Below are 18,738 nucleotides of genomic sequence, written 5' to 3' on the forward strand. Positions count from 1 at the left end.
ACATGTCAAAGATCGGTGCAGACGCTGCCATAAAGGCCCTCAAGGGCTGGAAGGTCGCCGAAGGCGAGCGCGACGCCATTTCAAAGGCCTACCGCTTTGCCGACTTCAAGACCGCCTTCGCCTTCATGTCGGCCACCGCCCTCAAGGCCGAGCAGATGGACCACCATCCCGAATGGTTCAACGTCTACAACAAGGTCGACGTGATCCTCACCACGCATGACGCCGACGGCGTCACGCAGAAGGATCTCGAACTCGCCGGCTTCATGGACCAGCTGGCCGCAAAGCTCGCCTGAGCCTTACTTCCAGACCACCCGGTAGAGATCAAACCTGCGGTCCTTCAGGTTCTGCACGGCGCCTGACTGGCGCGCCGTGAGCAGGTCTGAGAGGGAAAGGTCGGCAATCGCCACGGTCTCTGTATTGGGCGCGGCATCGGCGGCAATCCCGTCACGGGAGAAGGGGAAGTCTGAGGGCGTCAGGATACAGCTCTCGGCATAGTGGATGTCCATGTTCTCGACATTCGGCAGATTGCCGACCACGCCGGACATGACGACATAGCACTGGTTCTCCACGGCGCGGGCCTGACTGCAATACCGCACACGGAGGTATCCGCGGCGCTCATCGGTGCAGAAGGGAACAAACAGGATCAGCGCGCCCTGATCGACAAGGTGGCGGGCGATTTCCGGGAATTCGGAATCATAGCAGATCATCACGCCGATCGGGCCGCAATCGGTCTGGATAACGGAGTTGCCCTCGCCGCCCTTGATGTTCCACCAGCTGCGCTCGGACGGGGTCGGGTGGAGCTTCTCCTGGGTGTGGACCGAGCCATCCCGCAGGAAGACATAAGCAACATTGTGAATGTCACCGTCAGGCATCCGGGACGGATGCGACCCGCCAATGATGTTGACATTGTAGGAGACGGCCAGGCGCTCCATGAAGGCGATGAAGCGCGGGGTATATTCGGAAATCCGCGCGATCGCTTCGGCCGGGCCGAGCGGCTTGCCCTCCAGCGACAGCAGTTGCAGCGTGAAGAGTTCCGGGAAGGCCACAAAGTCTGCGCGGTAGTCTGACGCAATGTCGACGAAGTATTCCACCTGCTGCTCGAATTCATCAATCGCGTTGATGCGGCGCATCTGGAACTGAACCGTTGCCACGCGGACACGCTCGGGCAGAGAGGTGTCGCCAAGGCTCGGCTTGGCCTTGATCGTTTCCTGTTCCAGCGGGTTGCGCCAGAACATCTGCGTGGCGTGACCACAGGAATCCATATCCTCCGGCATGTAATTCTTCAGCACACCGACGACCTCAAACCCCTGGCGCAGCTGGAAGCTGAGCACCGGGTCGCGCAGTTTGGAGGCTTTGACCGCTTCAATATAGTCGGCCGGGTTGGGGAATTCCTTCCTGTGACGATGGTAGCCGGGCATCCGCCCGCCAAATACGATGCCTTTGAGTTCCAGCCATTGGCAAAGATCCTGACGGACCTTGTAGAAGCGCTGGCCGATACGCAGGCGGCGGAACTCAGAATCGACGATCACATCCATGCCATAAAGCATGTCGCCTTCCGGATCATGGCGGGCGGCAAACCCACCGCCGGTTATCTCGGTCCAGGTATGCTGGGAGAGCGCGGTTGCCGCATCGATCACGAAGGTGACGCAATGGCCGACGATCTGGCCTTCAAACTCGGCAACAAACTGCCCATCCGGGAATTTGTTGATCTGACCGGCTATCTGATCAACCGTATAGCCGTCCGCGACGCCATACACCTTGTCATAGAGCGGACGGATGCCCGCAATATCTTTCGGCTTGGCATTGCGGATGACGAGTTTGGTGCGTGTGGCAGTCATGGTTTCTCCGATGAACGTCCTGGCGCCCTTACCTAGTGCGGTAGTCTTAAAATTGCGCGTAATCCACCCAGTGGGCTGGGGGAAAGGCGCACATCGCCGCCATGCAGCCTGGCTGTGTCGCGTGCCAGTGTCAGGCCGAGACCCGAACCGGAGGTGTTCTGCGAGCGGGCCTTGTCGAGCCGCGAGAAGGGCCGGAAGGCCTCTTCATACCGCTCGGGCGGAATGCCGGGGCCATCATCATCGATGATGATTTCCGCCCAGTGCGGGCCATTGATCACGGTGACGCGGGCGTGGCTGGCATATTTCAGCGCGTTGGAGACAAGATTTGTGATCGCCCGTTTGAGGGCGAGCGGGCGCCCCCGGACCGTGAGCGAGGGCGGCCCGCTGACGGGAATATGCGGCCCGAAGCTCGCCGCCACTTCCAGCGCCATCACGCCAATATCGAACTGGCCCGGCTCGTCGCCTTCCTCGCCGCGCGCAAAGGCGAGGTATTCGTCCAGCATCATTGCCATGTCGTCGAGATCGGACTGGGCCGCTTTCATGTCCTCGGAGTCCGGCATGAGGGCGAGGGTCAGCTTCAGCCGGGTGAGGGGTGTACGCAGGTCATGGCTGACGCCGGCGAGCATCGCGGTGCGCTGGTCTGCAAAGGCGGTGAGGCGGTTCTTCATGTCGATGATGGCGCGCGCCGCGTCGCGCACCTCGGTCGCCCCCGAGGGCCGGAAGTCTTCCAGATCGCGGCCGCGGCCGAAAGCCCGCGCGGCCTGCGAGAGCCTCAGGATGGAGCGTACCTGCTGGTTCAGGAAGCCGATCGCGAGGGCCACCATCAGCAGGGAGAAGAAGATGACCCAGACGATGAAAAAGTGGGAGTTGATGACCAGCGCGCGTTTGCGATCGATGTTGATCTCGGCGATTGTACCGCCGGCAGGAAAACGGATGTGAAGCTTGGCGTCCTGCGGAACCTGCCCGACGACAAGCTCATTGCCCAGACGTGCAGCCAGTTCGCTGACGAGCGTGTCGTTGTAGGCAAAGCTCTGCTGCAGCTGATCGCTGGGAACAGCGCCTGCCGGAAGGGTGCAGGTAAATTCCGTTTCCAGAAGATATTGTATCCGCGCATGGTCATCCGGGCCATAATCGGGATTTATGCAGGCGTCCCGGATGAAGGCCGCGTCGCGCGCGATTGCCTGTCCGAGCTTGCGGTTCATTTCGGCGATGTGGCTGGAATAGTAATACCAGGTCATCAGACCAAGGATCAGCAGGACCGGCGCCAGGATCAGCAGCAGGCTGCGAGCATAGAGGCCGCTTGGGGTGATGTCTCTCAGGCGGAACATCGGCCGATCAATCCGGCATAAGGCGGTAGCCGATGCCCCGCACCGTCTGGATGTGGACCGGTTCCTTCGGATTGGGCTCGATCTTGCGGCGCAGGCGCGTGACCTGAACATCGACCGAGCGCTCAAGCCCTGCCGAAGTCATCTCGGCGAGGTCCTCCCGGCTGATCGCTTCGCCGGGTGTACGGGCAAGGATGGTCAGGAGCTGCGCTTCGGCATCGGTCAGGCGGACGCGCTGGTCACCCGCCTTGAGCTCTCCGCGCTCCACATTGAAGACGAGGCCCGACATCTCGATCTCTTCGGGCGGCGGGGCAGGCTTCTGCCAGCGGCGCAGGATCGCTTCGCAGCGCAGGGCGAGCTCTTCTGGCTCGAAGGGTTTGGCAAGATAGTCATCTGCGCCAAGCCGCAGGCCTTCGATCCGGTCCCGGGTTTCCCCCCGGGCGGTGAGCAGCATGACCGGCGTGGTCCTGGACGGGCCCGACCGGATGCGTTCCAGGAGTTCAAGTCCGGTCTCGCCTGGCATCATGATGTCAAGCACGGCGAGGTCAAAGGCCATATTCTCCATCAGGCGGGAGGCCGCCGCCGCGTCGTGCGCGCCGGTCACCCGGAAGCCTTTCAGGGTCAGGAAGCGCTTGGTCAGGTCGCGGATGCGGTCATCGTCATCGACGATGAGGATGTGGGCAGGATCCCTGAGGCTCATGGCAGTGTCCTCACTTCACCAGCGCTTCCAGCAGGAACCGCGCGCCGGCGACCGCTTCGGGCCCGCAGGCGCGAAACGCCACGCGCAGGCGCTCGCGCACCTCGATGGCCAGCGGGGTGGTCAGGGTGGTGCCGGCGTCGGACAGGGACAGCTTGCGCCGCCGGCCATCGGAGCCCTCCCGGGCCCGCTCGATCAGGCCGCGGGCGTCGAGTTGGCCGATGATACGGGCGAAAGTTGGCACGGTCATGCCCAGTTCGCCGCGCAGCTGGCTGACCGTCAGGCCCGGCCGGTAGCGGATTGCCATGAGAATCTGCATCTCAGACTTGCTGAGACCGGCCTTCTTGCGGGCCGGTTCGGAGGCCCGCATGAGCTCGTTGGCCCCTGAAATCAGGAGTCCGGCCCCGCGATCGAGCTCCTGGTCGGTCAGGAACAGGCGGGGGTCAAATGGGCGGGTCAGGTTGACGGATTGGGCCATAAGTCGGAAATGAACGCGAACCGCAACAAAAGTGCAAGCGAGGAGCGTTCCCAATGGCTGCCATCCCCTATGATGACCGTGACGGCTACATCTGGATGGACGGGGCGTTCGTACCCTGGCGTGACAGCAAGGTACACGTGCTGACCCATGCCCTGCACTATGCCTCGTCCGTGTTTGAGGGCGAGCGGGCCTATAGCGGCAAGATCTTCCGATCTCTCGATCATTCCAGGCGCCTGCACAATTCGGCCGGCATCATGGGCTTCGACATCCCGTTCAGCGTGGAAGAGATCGAGAAGGCCAAGACAGAAGCCCTGGAGAAGTCTGGCCTGGAGAGCGCCTATGTCCGCGCTGTCGCGTGGCGCGGATCGGAAATGATGGGCGTTTCGGCCCAGAACAACACGATCCACCTCGCCATCGCCGTCTGGCATTGGGGCGACTATTTTGCCGACAAGATGAAGGGCATTCGCCTGACCCACGCTCAGTGGCGCCGCCCGGCGCCCGATACCGCGCCCTGCCATGCCAAGGCGGCCGGCCTCTACATGATCTGCACCCTTTCCAAGCATGCTGCCGAGAAGGCAGGCTATCAGGACGCGCTGATGCTGGATTATCGCGGCCAGATCGCCGAGGCGACCGGCGCCAACATCTTCTTCGTGCGCGACGGCGTGCTGCACACGCCGACGCCCGATTGCTTCCTCAACGGCCTGACGCGGCAGACGACGATTGCGCTCGCCAGGGCGCGCCAGATCGAAGTGGTCGAGCGGGCGATCTTCCCGGATGAACTCTCCACATTCAGCGAATGCTTCATCACCGGATCAGCCGCCGAGCTGACCCCCGTGGCCGAGATCGGCGAGCACCGCTACAAGCCCGGCCAGATTTCCCAGGCGCTGGTGAACGACTATTCCAACCTCTGCAACGGCAAGCTGGAGCTGGCGCTTTAGGGCGTCAGTTCGGGCCCTCAGGTCAGGATGTCGCTTGCCGGAAGCTTTGCTTGCCGGCGGGCGATGAAATGGGTTTCGAAGGCGACGACGAGGCAGGCGGCAATGATGATGCCGGCGCCCGCCCAGACCCGCCAGCCGGGGATTTCCTGAAAGAAGAAATAACCCAGCAAGGCCGACCAGATGAGGCCTGTATATTCAAATGGAGCAAGCGTCTGCGCCCTGGCGCGGGCATAGGCCATGGTCATCAGCCACCAGATGCCGATGCCGAAAACCGCCGCGCCCGTCAGCATCATCCAGGAGCCTTCGGCGGGCAGCGGGTCAGAGAAGATGACCATGAATGGCAGAAGGAAAAGAGCCGGGAAGATGTTCATGAAGGTGACGAGGGTGAGGCTGTCTTCTTCTCTCGTCCTCAGTCGGAGGAGCACGATATTCAGGGCATAAAGAACAGCCGAGGCGATCACGGCGATGGTTCCAAAAAGGCGGTTGCCGTCGGCTGGGGCGCCGGCTGTTTCGGCGGTGGCAGCCAGGGCTGCGCCGCAAAAGCCTACCAGGGACGCGCCTATGGTAACCGGGCTCATCTTCTCACCAAGGATCACGCGCGCGATCGGCGCGATCATGAGCGCGGCCGTGAACCCCATCACGACCGCCTCTGCCAGCGCAATCTGGGTAAGGGAGTAGAAGAAGCAGAAGGCCGAGATCACCTGAGCCAGCGACCTCAGGGCATGAAACCGGATCGCGGGCAGGGTGGGGAACGGGCGCCGCGCCTGCATAAACAGGGCGAGCATGATGACGGATCCCAGCGCGTAGCGCCATGTCGTCGCGGTGATGACACTGGTAGCGCCCTGCATCACTGACTTCATGAGCGCGTCTATCCCGCAGCCGAAGATGACGCCGAAACAGACGAGCAGGATGGGATGGGGCGTACGCATGTCAGGCGCCGGCGTTCAGCCCAAGCCAGCTGACATAGGCCGCGTAGCCAAGGAGCATGACGCCGCCTTCGACACGTCCTATCCGCCAGCGGGAGATGGCCGCCATGAACAGCAGCGCGGTGGCCGCCAGCATGACCCAGATGTCGAGCTGCATGATCTCTGCCGGAACAGCGATCGGCTTGACGAGGGCAGTTACACCAAGGATGCCGAACATGTTGTAGATGTTTGAACCGACAATATTGCCAAAGGCGATGTCGCCCTGCTTGCGGAGCGACGCCATGACCGACGTGATAAGCTCTGGCAGCGACGTGCCGACCGCCACGATGGTCAGTCCAATGATCGTCTCGGAGAGGGAGAAGATCCGGGCAAGGTCGATTGCGCCGTTTACGAGGAAGCGGGCGCCCAGCATCGTCATGCCAAGACCGGCCGCAACGAGAAGCAGGTCAAGGGTGATTGCGCCAGCTGCAGGACGGGGTGGGGCGACCGTGTCGTTGGCGGCGGCCGCAGCATGGGTCGCCTTCCGGTCCTGCCGGAAGGCAAACCAGATATAGGCCGCCAGGCTGATCAGGAAGATGGCGCCCATCCAGCGCGTCAGCTGGCCCATCAGGACTGCGCCGAGACAGAAGAGGGTTGCCACGGCCAGGACAAGACCGTCTCGCCTGAAGCTTTCTTTTGCGACGGCAATCGGAAAAATCAGTGCGGCCGCGCCGAGAATGAACAGGATATTGGCGATGTTGGAGCCGACGACATTCCCGATTGCGATGCCGGGTGATCCTGCAAAGGCAGCCTGCAGGCTGGTGACCAGTTCGGGCGTTGATGTGCCAAAGCCGACAAGGGTCAGGCCGATCAGCAAGGGGGAGATGCTGAACTTTTCCGCAAGTCTGACCGCGCCTTTTACGAGCAACTCGCCCCCGGCAACGAGGAGGACCAGACCGATGAGGATAAACACAAGCAGCATCGAGAGAGTCCCTGTGAACCTGCCGGCCCATCCTCTGGCCTATTGCGAAGGCGCAGGGAAGGAGGGCGCAGAAATAATCTGCAGCCGCGCGTTCAAGATTATTCCCGGCTATGGCAAAAGCAGGAATGAAGGACGCTGAACCCCTGCTCAAAGGATTATCCGGGAGGCGGGCAATGTCGCTGAATGCCCTGGCAGTCCTCAGCACTGTCTGCGTTCCGGTCGAGGTGATCGACCGCGACTTGCGCTTTGTGTTTGCAAATCTCTCAATTCCCGAGGTTTCCGGCAAATCCCGGGAAGACCTGGCCGGAAAGCATGTGTTTGATGTTTTTCCGCAGACGCCGCAGCGTATCGCTGAGTTTACCGCCACATTTGAGCGCGTCCCTGACGGGGCCCCTACACCTGCCAAAGAGCAATCCTTGAGATCTGATGCTGCGCCTGATGCATGCCGTCCGGCGGATTGAAGACGAAGACGCAGATACGCCAGCGCGGTCCGGGCGCCTGGGTGAACTTTTGCCTCCCGGCTATTGATTTTCCCTGCGTTAGGGGTGCCTAAGGCTTGGCCTTACCAATTGCGCGTGCTTGATTCCGTCCATGAAAAATTTTCCAGAATTCAAGCATTGGCCCGCGGCATGAAACGCCTGATCCTGATGCGCCATGCCAAGACCGAGCCCTGGAACGAGGGGATCGATGATTTCAGCCGGGCGCTGACCGCCCAGGGGCATGAGGACGCGACGCGCATCGCTGAGGAAATCGTTACCTTGGGCTGGAGTCCGGAGCGCATCCTGGTCTCCAGCGCGCGGCGGGCGCGCGAGACCTGTTCTGAAGTCGCCAAGGTGTTCACTGGCGAAAAGGTTCGCCCGATGGAGTCCCTCTATCTGACAGGTGTTCGTGGCCTGACCGAGGCGGTTGCTCAGAATGACGCGGCGCGTGTGCTGATGCTCATCGGACATAATCCCGGATTGCATGATTTTGCACTCAGCATTCTTCGGGAAGGGGGGGCACTCGATCATGCTGCAGCGCTGCGCCTGCATGAAAAGTTTCCGACCAGCTGCGCGGCCCTCTTTGAGACAGAAGAAGAAGGCAGTTTCGTGCCTGCCAGTTTCCGGCTCGCGCATGTCCTTCGCGCCAAGGATTTCCGGCCGCAGGGCGCGGAGTGAGACGAAATCAAAAAAAACCCGCCTCTGCCCTTGTGCGGGCGGGAGGCGGGAGGAGCCACGGTTGCCTGGAGGGTCAGGGCTGAGAGGCTTGAGGTCAGGAACCGTGAAGGGATTGTCCGATCAGCGGCGGTCTTCGTGCACGTCGGTCAGCATGGGGTTGCCAATGGAATTGACTGCGCGGCTCAGCGTCTTGCGGACGCAGTAGGTCTGAGCGTAGCCGCCGACAAATCCGAGATCTGACTGTTCTGCCTGGCAGCGCTCTGCGACCTGTTTGCGGATATACTCGTATTCCTGCTCTGCGCCCGTGCGGGTCGCGAGGTTCTTGCCGGAATATGTCAATTCCATCTTGAAGTTGTCGCTGGCGGCGTAAGCGGGCGCAGACAGCGTGGCGGCGGCGAGCGCGGCGGCGAGGATGAGACGTTTCATGGGCGTTTCCTGTGATGTGAAGTTTCTGGGAGGGGTGCGCAGCCGGACCAGGGGGTGTCCGGCTGCGCGGGCGCCGCTTAGGTGCGGGCTTCGCGGCGGTTCTGACGGCGGCGGCGAGCGACCAGGAGGTTCAGGCGACCCTCCGAGCCTTCGTCATTTGCCGGCAGGGAGCGGATGGTGGCATCGCCGGAGACGAGGCCGTAGGCCAGGACACCTTCGAACACCATGGGTCCGTTGTCGCTGAGACGGGCGCGGGGGGACATGACTTGATACTCCTTCTTGCTGGTTAGCGTGTCTGTTTGTCTTGGCGGGCTGTTCCCGCTGCCGACACCAACTAGATAGAGCTGAAATTATTGTTTTTCAATATGCAATTATCGAAAAAAAATAAGAACCAATAAAATCAAGGACATAATATCATCGAATAACGATAATCTCTCCGGTCGAGGCCCATTTTCCCGGAATTATTGTATATCGATAATACCGAATATGCCGCTCACCGCTTCCGGCGACACCGATCAGAGCAGTATTTTACCTCGTCCCAGACCCGTTCCCATTTCTTGCGCCACGAAAAAGGCCGCCCGCAGGCAGCGCAGGTTTTTGAAGGCAGATCAGACTTCCGGACTGTTTTGCCCGGCGGGCCGTTATGAGGCATGGGCGTGAGGTCCCGCCTGCATGCCGAGATCAAAACTGAGCTGGGCGGGTTCGCAAACGCCGCGAGCCTTCGTCTTGCCCGCCGGAGGCTGGCCACGAAAGGGTATTCCGGCGCGGCGGCTTCCATGGCGGGTCTGGATCTGATCGGCATGTCTGGGGTGATCGGCCTGCTTGCGCAGCGCGAAAATGCGGCTGCGCGCCTCTTCGGCCGCCGCCATGTGATCAACAATCCGCATTGGATAGGTCTGGCCAAGCACAATGCCGGCCCGCGCGCGGACGGCCGAAGGCGCCTCCCAGGGGGCGTGCAACCATTCGTCCGGAAGGCCGGCAAGTTCGGGCACCCAGCGCCGGATGAAAGCCCCGGCAGGATCCTGGTCCCGTGACTGCTTCACCGGATTGTATATGCGCGGCGTGTTGATGCCTGTGGTGGCCGACTGCATCTGGGCCTGGGGATAGTGGATGCCGGGCTCAAAGTCGGTGAACAGCGCTGCCAGATGCTGGGCGGGCCGTTTCCAGTCCATCCAGAGATGATGGGCCGCGAACGCCATTGTCATGGCGCGCATGCGGAAGTTGAGCCAGCCCGTCGCCCTGAGCGAGCGCATGCAGGCGTCGAGAAAAGGGAAACCCGTGCGCCCCTCGATCCAGGCGGCCAGACGCGGGTCTCCTGCCTCGGGTTCCGGACGAAGCCCGTCATAGGCCGGGTGGAGGTTGCGCGATTCAATCGAGGTCTGGTCTTCGAGTTTCTGCATGAAATGACAATGCCAATGCAGACGGGAGATAAAGCTTCCGATTGACGCGGCAAATTCGGTATCCCCGGCCTGGGAATGGGTGATCTGGGCACGCGAAGCGGCTTGCCAGGCTTCCCGCATCGACACCGTCCCGAAGGCAAGGTGAGGCGACAGGCGGGAGCAGGCGTCTGCCCCTGTGAGCGGGCTGGACATGGCGCGCTGATAAGACCGGCCGCGGCGCTCGAGGAAGCTGCGCAGGTTCTCTACGCCTGCAGCGCGGCCGCCCTTCTGCCGCCCGGGGCAATCATCGGGCCCAAGGCGGACGTCTTCAGGCAGGGGAAAGGGCTCACTTTCTGCGCCGGCAGAGCGCAGGACTTCCGGTGCGATCATGCGCGGGCGGCGCATGAAAGCTTCCCACCTGGCGGCCCAGCCGTCCCGCGTCGGGGCGGCGCGCCGGACACCGTTCTGGGGCTGCTCGCGCAGGGAGATACCCGCATTGCGGGCCCAGCGGCGAACCGCGCGGTCCCGGTCAAAGGTCCATTGGACCCCTGTCTCTTCATGGGCGTGGATCGCCTCGATCCCGTATGTCCGATGGATCGCAGACAATATGTCGATTGCCTCGCCGCACCGGACGGTAAGGGCGGCGCCACGGGTTTCGAGCGCCCAATTCAATTCCTCCAGAGACTCGCGGACAAAGTCGAATTGTCTGCGCGAGTGTTCCGGAAGCGCCCAGTAGCCCGGCTCGAAAATGTACAAGGGAATGAGGGGCGCGCCGCTCGCTGCGGCCGCCATGAGGGCTGCGTTATCGTGAACACGCAGATCCCGCTTGAACCAGATGACATGAACACCAGACATGGAACAAATATAGAACAAATAGCAGAAGGCAGCAAGGGCGGTCCTGTCCGAAGGGCGCCTGGCCATACAGCGGGGCCGGCAAAAGGAGTGCCCGGCGGGGCTCAGCTGCCCCGCCGGCCCGGGAAGCCTGGCAGAAGCGGCCATGCCCTGTCAGGCGAGTGTTTTCGCGTATGGCCCGAGTTATTTCGGAACCGAAACATTCAGGCTGCGGTCCGGCCCCTGGCCGGGTGCAAGTGAGGCGCGGATGCTCTGACGCCGCGTGAACGCTTGGCGAGTCCAAAGGTCAGGAATAGGGTACCCCCTCAGACACATGTTTGCCCAAGGGAGCACCGCCATGGCTTATGACAATGCTGAGCAACTGGAAGGGTTTCGCCTGGAAGCGCGCAAATGGCTTGAAGCCAACTGCCCGCCGTCCATGCGCACGCCCATGGTCGATGACGAGGTCGTCTGGGGCGGGCGCAATGCAACATTCAAGAACCCTGATTCGAAAGTCTGGCTCGACCGCATGGGCGAGAAAGGCTGGACGGCGCCGGAATGGCCCAAAGAGTATGGCGGCGGTGGCCTCTCCCGCTCAGAAGCGCGGGTGCTCGAGCAGGAGATGCGCCGCATCAAGGCCCGTCCGCCGCTCTTCTCCTTCGGCCTCTGGATGTTCGGCCCGGCCTTGCTCGAGTTTGGCAATCATGAGCAGAAGCTGCGCTTCATTCCCGATATCGTGAAAGGCAAGACCCGCTGGTGCCAGGGCTATTCTGAGCCGGGCGCAGGATCTGACCTTGCCGGCCTTCAGACGCGCTGCGAGGACAAAGGCGACCACTATCTGATCAACGGCCAGAAGGTGTGGACCTCCTACGCTGACAAGGCCGACTGGATCTTTTGCCTGGTGCGCACCGATACCAGCACAAAGCATGAGGGTATCAGCTTCATCCTGTTCGATATGAAGAGCCCTGGCGTCGAAGCGCGTCCGATCCAGCTGATCTCTGGCGAAAGCCCGTTCTGCGAGACCTTCTTCACGGACGTGAAAGTGCCCAAAGACCAGCTGGTCGGCCGGCTGAACGGTGGCTGGGACATCGCCAAACGCCTGCTGCAGTTCGAGCGCTCCTCAATTTCGGCGGGCGGGTTTGGTGGCACGGGTGGCTCGGGCATCCTCGGGCCGGATGACTACGCGAAACATCATGTGGGCACCGACGAGACGGGGCGCGTTGCCGATGGTGACCTGCGCGGCCGGATTGCCGACCACAAGATGTATGTCAAAGCCTTCTCCCTGACGGTCCAGCGCCAGACCGAACAGGCCAAGGCAGGGCAGGCGGTCGGGCACACGGCGTCGATCCTGAAATATGCCGCAGCCAAGATGAACCAGGACCGTCATGAACTCCTGATCGAGGCGCTGGGTACCGAGGGGCTTGGCTGGTCGGGCGAGGGCTTCGACAAGGGCGCCCTGAAGGCAACACGCCAATGGCTGCGGTCCAAAGGCAACTCTATCGAGGGCGGAACCTCTGAGATCAATCTCAATGTTATCGCCAAGCGCGTGCTCGGTCTTAAAGAACATCAGTAGGCGGCTTTCCTGCCGCCAGCCATATCGAACATACGACCAGGAATTAAAGGTGTCAGAGTAATGAGCTTTGTACTGACTGAAGATCAGGAAATGCTGCGGGAAACCGCGACCGCGTTTGCGCGCGATGAATTGTCCGTCAACCATTTGCGCGCCCTTCGTGATGCAGGTGCCAATGGCAAGGACCCCAGGACGCGCCAGAAGCTCGCAGAGCTTGGCTTTTTCGGCGTCATCATTCCCGATGAACCAGGCGCCGAGACATTCGGGCTGACCGGGCTGGGACAAATCCTTGAGGCGCAGGGGCGCACGCTCGCGGCAACGCCGCTGCTGCAGACGGCGCTCATCGCAGCCACGGCGCTGCAACTTGGCGGCAGTCCCGCGCAGCAGGCAGAGTGGCTTTCGAAGATCGCGGGCGGCGAGACGACATTCGCCCTGGCGCTCGACGAGTCAGCGCACTTTGCGCCCTATAGTGTCGCGACAGAAGCCGAGCGCAACGGTCAGGGCTATACGCTCAACGGTCTCAAGAAATATGTGCCCGATGCCCATCACGCAGACATGCTGATCGTCGTTGCGCGCACCTTTGGTGAAAGCGGCGACCGGCACGGGCTCAGCCTGTTTCTGGTTCCCCGGGACGCTAAGGGGGTCACGATTGCCGAGTTGAAGACCGTGGACAGTCACGGCGCGGCGCATGTGACGCTGGAGAACGTGATGGTGCCCGAAGACGCCCTTGTCGGCCCGGCTGACCAGGGTGCAGACATCCTTGATCCTGTTCTGGACCGGGCCGCCATCGGCCTGGCTGCCGAGATGCTCGGCTCTGCCCAGGCCGCGTTCGACATAACGCTGGAATATCTCAACAACCGCAAACAGTTCGGCCAGCTGATCGGCTCTTTTCAGGCCATGCAGCACCGCGCGGCCAAGATGTTCATCGATCTGGAGATGACCCGCTCCTGTGTCGGGGCGGCGCTTGCGGCGGCCGATGCCGGCAAATCTGATGTCGCAGAACTCGCGAGCCTTGCAAAGGCCAGGGCGGGTGAACTCGTCCACCTCGTCTCCAATGAGTGCGTGCAGATGCATGGCGGGATCGGCATGACCGATGCAGCAGACCCTGGCTTCTACATGAAGCGGGCGCGGGTTCAGGAAGCACTTTACGGGTCTGCCAGCTGGCACCGTGACCGGTATGCGCGCCTCAACGGCTTCTGACCGGAACACGCAGAAACAAAAAAGCCGCCGCTCTGAAAACCGGAGCGGCGGCTTTGTTCTGGTTGCAAGCCGTGTCAGGCTTTCTTGAGCGATGCGGCTTTTTTCAGTTCTTTGGCGATAAGATAGTACAGCACCGGGCGATGCTTGGCACGCACGCTGCGGCCATATTTCTCGACCGCGGCCTTGATGGCTGCATCTGCCTTTGCTTCATCTGCCACGCCAAGGCGTTTGCCGATGAAATTCGTCCTTACACGTGCAAGCTCGTCTTTGTCGGATGCGGCGACGGTTGCAGAGTCGGCCTTGTAGATCGAGGGACCTGAAGCTTTGACGCAGGCATCAAGCAGGGCAAGGTCCGGGCGGGCCTCGCCGACCTTGTCCTTCAGGTCTGCAATATATTTCTCAACGAGCACTTCTTTGGCGCTGGGCGCCTTGGTGGTGGCTTTAGCCATTTTGATTTCCTTCCTTGGTCCACTCCGGCACAATAAGGCGAAGCGGATAATGCACAGGGATAGCGAAGGAGGCCTCATGCCTCAGGGGCATGTAGACCTCGCTTTGCCGGAAGGATCAAGCAGAAATGCACAAGACGTGCATTTCTGCGGATAGATCAGTATAGGGATATTATTTGTTCAGCGCGTAAATCATGCAAACGCTTGAAGAAATCTGCTGCTTCTTGTCATCCGACGGCAGATTGAGGGAATCGATCTCTGCCTGCGTGATCGTGACCTGTCTGCCATCAATCATTCCGGCGGCAACCGGCGAAGGTGGCGGAGGCGGTGGTGGCGGCGCCTTCGCGGCGGGCGCTGAGCGATAATAGTCATAATCGCTGCCAGCCATCGACGACCACTGGCCAAGGCATGGCCCGCTGCCTTCCTGAACAACCATCAGCTTGCCGAGCGTCGCGCCGCTGGCCGCTGCCGTCGCCCTGGCGCGCGCAGCGCCGTCTTTGACGGCGGCTTCATAAGAGGCAAGGTTCATTTCCGTAGTGCGCTCAAGGTATGTTGAGAGACCTGACGAGTTTTCAGGGCCGAGGGCCAATGCGCCGGCGCGCGCTGCGCCCGCCTTGGCAACCTGATCCACAACGACACTCAGCGTAACGCGCGCTTCATAGGCGCGGATCTTGTCGGACCGTTGATTGTCGATTCGATTGCCGTCCTTGTCCCTGTACTGCTCATAGAGCGCCGTCACATTGACTGAAGACTGGATGACGGCAGTGTCGCCGGCCGTTTTCTTGATTGTCTCATAAGCAAGGCGCCCGCGCTCCACAGCCAGCTGCATCGCCTTTTTCGAGTCCTTGTCGGTCTCCAGATAGGTCACCGAGAAGGAGGCGCGATTGGGCGCGACTTCCATATTCGCGCGCCCGAGAACCTCGATGACCGGGCTGCGGGTCCAGTAGGGCGTGGTGAATGCTTCATTCTGGAAATCTGGAGCGCTCTGGGCGCTTGCAAGCGTGGCCGTGCCAGCGGCGGCGATCGCGAAAAAGGAACAAGCCAAAGCTCGTATACCGGAAAGGCGTGTCATGAACGTCCCCATTAGGTTCTGATGTCGAAACGGCCCGCAGCGTATCTGCGGGCCGTCTAAACTATCCAACTCTTAATGTGGCCGCACAATGACCAGATCAGCTCTCTTTTTCGTTCGCCTCTGACTGGAGCAGGGTATAGCGCTCGATGCCGATCCGCTCGATCAGGGAGAACTGGGTCTCCAGATAATCGACATGCTCTTCCTCATTGTGGAGGATCTTGAAGAACAGGTCGCGGCTTCCGTAATCGCGCACCTGTTCGCAATATTCGATCGCGTCGCGGAGGAGGGGAATGGCGATATGCTCGAGCTTGAGATCGCATTCCAGGATTTCCTGGACGTTCTCGCCAATATGCAGTTTTCCCAGGTCCTGAAGGTTGGGCAGCCCGCCGAGGAAGAGGACGCGCTCAATCAGCCAGTCGGCGTGATGCATTTCCTCAATCGACTCGTCATGTTCTTTCTTGGCGAGCCTGGAGACGCCCCAATCGCGCAGCATGCGCGAATGCAGGAAATACTGGTTGATGGCGGTCAGCTCGTTCTTCAGGGCCTGGTTCAGGAAGTCGATGACCTTCTTGTCGCCTTTCATGGGGAGCTCCGCTGTGTGGCTGGTTAGGTGATTCTACGTGGCCGTATAAGCGAGCGATCTGCTTCAATCAACCAAAAAACCCAATAAAAACAATTGCATATGAAAGTGCGACACAGTTGCAGCGACCGACGCAAGCTCGCAGGCGATACCCGCCTGCACCAGTCCTTTGAGTTTAAAGGGAGAAAAGCCGGGCGGGGGTGGCTTACTCAGCGGCCATCAGGGGAAGTGCCGAGACCTGGCAGTCCATTTTTTCTGCAATCATTTCGCCGATCGTGGTCGAGCATTTGCCACAATTGATCTTGCAGCCATGATGGGCCTGCACAGCCTTGGGGCTGCGTGCGCCGGCATCAACGGCCTCGCGGACCGACCGGCAGTTGATATGATTGCAGACGCAAATGATCATGCGAACCATTTGCAGCACTTGCGAATGAGTGTCAATCATAGTTTTTTAGGCGCATCCGACTTTCAACGTTCCTGTGCGACAGCTCAAGAGGATGGGGATGGCTCCCAGCCAAAAACATCTTCAATTCCAAGGTCAAAGACCCGGGCAATCCGGAAGGCGCTTTCCAGTGACGGCGAATATTTTCCCAGCTCTATGGCAATAACTGTCTGCCGGGTAACGCCGATGGCCTCAGCCAGTGCGGCCTGGCTCATTCCGCCATGGGATTCGCGCAGCTCCCGGATACGGTTGGTGATGGGCGGTGCTTTCGCCATGGCTCAGACGCCCCGGCGATACAGGAAGATCTGGAACACATATTCGGAAATCTGCGACAGCATCAGGCTGAGGAAGATCAGGTGGAACAGCATGTTCCCGTCCATGCTCACAGAGTAATGCCAGAGCGCGCCGAGGGCCGGCAGGGCCAGCACATAGCCCGACCAGTTACCGGCCTTGTCCGCGATGATCTTCTCGCGTTCGTCGGCAGGCGCGTTGGCCTCCCGGGCAGCAGATCCGGCAAGAACTGTCATGACAATGACCGAGCTGATCACGACCGAGCACAACATAAGCGATGACCAGGCCGATCAGGGGCGGGGCGGTCTGGCCGAGGGCGTTGGAGATGCGGACCACTTTGTCAAAGTAGAAGATGGCGGCAGCAATGAGGATCGTCGCCAGAGCCCAGGCGGATTTTTCGCGGAATGACATGGCTTGGTCCTTGCGTGTCAAAAATATCTTACATCATCAGGTAGTCCAAGATCTTTTACATGTCAAACATTTCTTACAACACTGGTTCCGCCTCGCTTGACGCCTCAAAGCGCGGCCTCTAGGCCCGGCCAATCCTTCATTTCCACAAGACTGATGCTTCTGATGACTGATCTCTCGATCCTCGCCCAATCCGCCAGGGCCTGGCCCTTCGAGCTCGCCCGCGCGCTGGAAAAGCGAGTGGCCGAGCAGGTCAGGGCGGGCGAGCGCAAGGACGATGATCCGGTCATCTTCGAGACGGGCTATGGCCCTTCGGGCCTGCCGCATATCGGCACATTCGGTGAAGTCGTGCGTACCACCATGGTGCGCCATGCCTTTGAAGGGCTGACGGCCGGCAAATACACCACGCGTCTCATTTGCGTGTCCGACGACATGGACGGCATGCGGAAGGTTCCAGATACGGTCCCGGACCCGAAGTCTCTGGAAACTTTCCTCCAGAAGCCGCTGACGACCGTACCTGACCCGTTCGGCACGCACGCCTCCTATGGCGCGCATATGAACGCGCGTCTCTGCGCATTCCTCGACAAGTTCGGCTTCCAGTATGAATTCCTCTCGGCGACCGATTGCTACAGGTCTGGCCGGTTCGATGCGATGCTGCTGCGCGCGGCGGAGAAATATCAGGCGATCATGGATGTGATGCTGCCGACCCTCGGGGAGGAGCGCCGCGCCACCTATTCGCCCTTCCTGCCGATAAGCCCGAGCACGGGCCGCGTGCTGTATGTCCCCATGAAGAAGGTCGATGCCGCGCGCGGGGAAATAACGTTCACGGATGAAGACGGGATGGATGTTACGCTTCCTGTTACCGGCGGCGCGGTGAAGATGCAGTGGAAGCCGGATTTCGGCATGCGCTGGGCCGCGCTCGGCGTGGACTTCGAGATGTTCGGCAAGGACCATCAGGCGAACGCCCCGATCTATTCGAAAATCTGTCGCATCCTGGGCGCGCGCCCGCCGGAACAGTACGTCTATGAACTGTTCCTCGATGACAAGGGCGAGAAGATCTCCAAGACCAAGGGCAATGGCATCTCGGTCGAGGAATGGCTGACTTATGCCCCGGATGAAAGCCTGGCGCTGTTCCAGTTCCAGAAGCCGCGCGTGGCCAAGAAGCTGCACTTCGACGTGATCCCCAAGGCGGTCGATGAATACCTGACCTTCCTCGAGAAGTTCCCGCAGGAGGAGGCTGCCGCCCAGCTTGAAAACCCTGTCTGGCACATCCATTCCGGCCATCCGCCGCAATGGTCGAGCCCTGTCAGCTTCGCGCTGCTGATGAACCTCGTCGCGGTGGCCAACCCCACCGATACGTCCCAGCTCTGGGCTTACATCATGCGCTATGCGCCGGAGGCATCGCCGGAAACTCATCCGCTTCTGGATGAGCTCGCCGGTTATGCGATGCGCTATTACCGCGATTTCGTTCTGCCTGCGAAAACCTTCCGCGCGCCAACCGATCAGGAGCGCGCCGCGATGAGCGATCTCTCAGCCCGGCTAAAGGCCTTTACAGAAGAGGCGACCGGTGAAAACCTGCAGACGCTGACCTTCTCGGTTGGCAAGGATCATGGCTTCGAGAATCTCCGCGACTGGTTCAAGGCGCTGTATGAAGTCCTGCTCGGCCAGGAGCAGGGTCCCCGCTTTGGCAGCTTCGCCGCGCTCTATGGCGTGGCTGAAACGGCTGCGCTGATCCATGACGCCCTCGCGCGCGGCTGAACGGTAAGCTGAAAG

The 18,738-nt window shown here is 61.0% G+C and carries 24 protein-coding genes; 8 read left to right on the forward strand and 16 right to left on the reverse strand.

The window, feature by feature from the left end; all coding sequences use genetic code 11:
* The first annotated feature begins 2 nt into the window (after nucleotides 1-2).
* Nucleotides 3-293, forward strand: a complete 291-nt coding sequence (locus KG722_RS06060; protein ID WP_213270746.1) for a 4a-hydroxytetrahydrobiopterin dehydratase — start codon at nucleotides 3-5, stop codon at nucleotides 291-293.
* Between the two features lie 3 nt (nucleotides 294-296).
* On the opposite strand, the gene KG722_RS06065 is transcribed toward KG722_RS06060, so the two are convergent.
* Genes KG722_RS06065 through KG722_RS06080 form a run of 4 tightly spaced genes read right to left on the reverse strand, consistent with a single transcriptional unit; the run spans nucleotide 297 to nucleotide 4,338 of the window.
* Nucleotides 297-1,838, reverse strand: a complete 1,542-nt coding sequence (locus tag KG722_RS06065; RefSeq protein ID WP_213270747.1) for a carbon-nitrogen hydrolase family protein — start codon at nucleotides 1,836-1,838, stop codon at nucleotides 297-299.
* 32 nt (nucleotides 1,839-1,870) lie between these two features.
* A complete protein-coding gene (locus KG722_RS06070) occupies nucleotides 1,871-3,166 on the reverse strand; it encodes an ATP-binding protein (RefSeq protein WP_213270749.1) in 1,296 nt (431 codons plus the stop codon).
* 7 nt (nucleotides 3,167-3,173) lie between these two features.
* Nucleotides 3,174-3,863, reverse strand: a complete 690-nt coding sequence (locus KG722_RS06075; protein ID WP_213270751.1) for a response regulator transcription factor — start codon at nucleotides 3,861-3,863, stop codon at nucleotides 3,174-3,176.
* A 10-nt stretch (nucleotides 3,864-3,873) separates the two neighbouring features.
* A complete protein-coding gene (locus KG722_RS06080) occupies nucleotides 3,874-4,338 on the reverse strand; it encodes a MarR family winged helix-turn-helix transcriptional regulator (RefSeq protein ID WP_213270753.1) in 465 nt (154 codons plus the stop codon).
* Nucleotides 4,339-4,391: 53 nt separating this feature from the next.
* Here KG722_RS06080 and KG722_RS06085 point away from each other — a divergent pair, with 53 nt between their 5' ends.
* On the forward strand, nucleotides 4,392-5,276 hold the full coding sequence (locus KG722_RS06085; protein WP_213270755.1) for a branched-chain amino acid aminotransferase: 885 nt from the start codon (nucleotides 4,392-4,394) through the stop codon (nucleotides 5,274-5,276).
* A 17-nt stretch (nucleotides 5,277-5,293) separates the two neighbouring features.
* Here the strand turns inward: KG722_RS06085 and KG722_RS06090 are convergent, their stop codons facing one another.
* Together KG722_RS06090 and KG722_RS06095 are read right to left on the reverse strand one after the other, a co-directional pair.
* A complete protein-coding gene (locus KG722_RS06090) occupies nucleotides 5,294-6,205 on the reverse strand; it encodes a DMT family transporter (RefSeq protein WP_213270757.1) in 912 nt (303 codons plus the stop codon).
* A 1-nt stretch (nucleotide 6,206) separates the two neighbouring features.
* Nucleotides 6,207-7,163 (reverse strand): calcium/sodium antiporter, encoded by a 957-nt coding sequence (locus KG722_RS06095; protein WP_213270759.1) that lies wholly within the window; start codon nucleotides 7,161-7,163, stop codon nucleotides 6,207-6,209.
* A 173-nt stretch (nucleotides 7,164-7,336) separates the two neighbouring features.
* On the opposite strand from KG722_RS06095, the gene KG722_RS06100 reads away from it, so the two are divergent.
* Nucleotides 7,337-7,624, forward strand: coding sequence for a PAS domain-containing protein (locus KG722_RS06100; protein WP_213270761.1), 288 nt, complete (start codon nucleotides 7,337-7,339; stop codon nucleotides 7,622-7,624).
* Between the two features lie 168 nt (nucleotides 7,625-7,792).
* Nucleotides 7,793-8,320: a histidine phosphatase family protein gene (locus KG722_RS06105; RefSeq protein WP_213270763.1), complete on the forward strand. Its 528-nt coding sequence runs from the start codon at nucleotides 7,793-7,795 to the stop codon at nucleotides 8,318-8,320.
* Between the two features lie 120 nt (nucleotides 8,321-8,440).
* On the opposite strand, the gene KG722_RS06110 is transcribed toward KG722_RS06105, so the two are convergent.
* From KG722_RS06110 to KG722_RS06125, 4 genes are all read right to left on the reverse strand, one after another.
* Nucleotides 8,441-8,746 (reverse strand): UrcA family protein, encoded by a 306-nt coding sequence (locus KG722_RS06110; protein ID WP_213270765.1) that lies wholly within the window; start codon nucleotides 8,744-8,746, stop codon nucleotides 8,441-8,443.
* Between the two features lie 77 nt (nucleotides 8,747-8,823).
* Nucleotides 8,824-9,009 carry a hypothetical protein gene (locus KG722_RS06115; protein ID WP_213270767.1) on the reverse strand — a complete coding sequence of 62 codons (186 nt, stop codon included), beginning with the start codon at nucleotides 9,007-9,009 and terminating at the stop codon, nucleotides 8,824-8,826.
* Nucleotides 9,010-9,239: 230 nt separating this feature from the next.
* Nucleotides 9,240-9,398 (reverse strand): DUF2256 domain-containing protein, encoded by a 159-nt coding sequence (locus tag KG722_RS06120; RefSeq protein WP_213270769.1) that lies wholly within the window; start codon nucleotides 9,396-9,398, stop codon nucleotides 9,240-9,242.
* Nucleotides 9,388-10,980 carry an FAD-binding domain-containing protein gene (locus tag KG722_RS06125; protein ID WP_300998263.1) on the reverse strand — a complete coding sequence of 531 codons (1,593 nt, stop codon included), beginning with the start codon at nucleotides 10,978-10,980 and terminating at the stop codon, nucleotides 9,388-9,390. The genes KG722_RS06120 and KG722_RS06125 overlap by 11 nt, the downstream gene beginning before the upstream one ends.
* A gap of 334 nt (nucleotides 10,981-11,314) precedes the next feature.
* Between KG722_RS06125 and KG722_RS06130 the strand changes: the two genes are divergently transcribed.
* Together KG722_RS06130 and KG722_RS06135 are read left to right on the forward strand one after the other, a co-directional pair.
* Nucleotides 11,315-12,529, forward strand: coding sequence for an acyl-CoA dehydrogenase family protein (locus tag KG722_RS06130; RefSeq protein ID WP_213270770.1), 1,215 nt, complete (start codon nucleotides 11,315-11,317; stop codon nucleotides 12,527-12,529).
* Nucleotides 12,530-12,589: 60 nt separating this feature from the next.
* Nucleotides 12,590-13,726, forward strand: coding sequence for an acyl-CoA dehydrogenase family protein (locus KG722_RS06135; protein ID WP_213270772.1), 1,137 nt, complete (start codon nucleotides 12,590-12,592; stop codon nucleotides 13,724-13,726).
* 74 nt (nucleotides 13,727-13,800) lie between these two features.
* On the opposite strand, the gene KG722_RS06140 is transcribed toward KG722_RS06135, so the two are convergent.
* The 6 genes from KG722_RS06140 to KG722_RS06165 all read right to left on the reverse strand — a co-directional run bounded on the left by KG722_RS06140 (nucleotide 13,801) and on the right by KG722_RS06165 (nucleotide 16,793).
* Nucleotides 13,801-14,175, reverse strand: a complete 375-nt coding sequence (locus tag KG722_RS06140) for a DUF2853 family protein (protein WP_213270774.1) — start codon at nucleotides 14,173-14,175, stop codon at nucleotides 13,801-13,803.
* 169 nt (nucleotides 14,176-14,344) lie between these two features.
* Nucleotides 14,345-15,244, reverse strand: a complete 900-nt coding sequence (locus tag KG722_RS06145; RefSeq protein ID WP_213270776.1) for an SIMPL domain-containing protein — start codon at nucleotides 15,242-15,244, stop codon at nucleotides 14,345-14,347.
* A 97-nt stretch (nucleotides 15,245-15,341) separates the two neighbouring features.
* The gene (gene bfr / locus KG722_RS06150) at nucleotides 15,342-15,827 is read right to left on the reverse strand and encodes a bacterioferritin (RefSeq protein ID WP_213270778.1); all 486 of its coding nucleotides are present in this window, start codon (nucleotides 15,825-15,827) and stop codon (nucleotides 15,342-15,344) included.
* Nucleotides 15,828-16,029: 202 nt separating this feature from the next.
* Nucleotides 16,030-16,269, reverse strand: a complete 240-nt coding sequence (locus tag KG722_RS06155) for a (2Fe-2S)-binding protein (RefSeq protein WP_300998264.1) — start codon at nucleotides 16,267-16,269, stop codon at nucleotides 16,030-16,032.
* A 44-nt stretch (nucleotides 16,270-16,313) separates the two neighbouring features.
* Nucleotides 16,314-16,541, reverse strand: a complete 228-nt coding sequence (locus KG722_RS06160) for a helix-turn-helix transcriptional regulator (protein ID WP_213270780.1) — start codon at nucleotides 16,539-16,541, stop codon at nucleotides 16,314-16,316.
* A 3-nt stretch (nucleotides 16,542-16,544) separates the two neighbouring features.
* The gene (locus KG722_RS06165) at nucleotides 16,545-16,793 is read right to left on the reverse strand and encodes a hypothetical protein (RefSeq protein WP_213270782.1); all 249 of its coding nucleotides are present in this window, start codon (nucleotides 16,791-16,793) and stop codon (nucleotides 16,545-16,547) included.
* A gap of 4 nt (nucleotides 16,794-16,797) precedes the next feature.
* Here KG722_RS06165 and KG722_RS06170 point away from each other — a divergent pair, with 4 nt between their 5' ends.
* Together KG722_RS06170 and KG722_RS06175 are read left to right on the forward strand one after the other, a co-directional pair.
* A complete protein-coding gene (locus KG722_RS06170) occupies nucleotides 16,798-16,965 on the forward strand; it encodes a hypothetical protein (RefSeq protein ID WP_213270784.1) in 168 nt (55 codons plus the stop codon).
* Between the two features lie 165 nt (nucleotides 16,966-17,130).
* Complete coding sequence (locus KG722_RS06175) at nucleotides 17,131-18,723, forward strand: lysine--tRNA ligase (protein WP_213270786.1); 1,593 nt, start codon at nucleotides 17,131-17,133, stop codon at nucleotides 18,721-18,723.
* Nucleotides 18,724-18,738: the final 15 nt, after the last annotated feature.

Origin of the sequence: Hyphomonas sp., from assembly GCF_018402285.1 — a bacterium.
Lineage (GTDB): Bacteria > Pseudomonadota > Alphaproteobacteria > Caulobacterales > Hyphomonadaceae > Hyphomonas.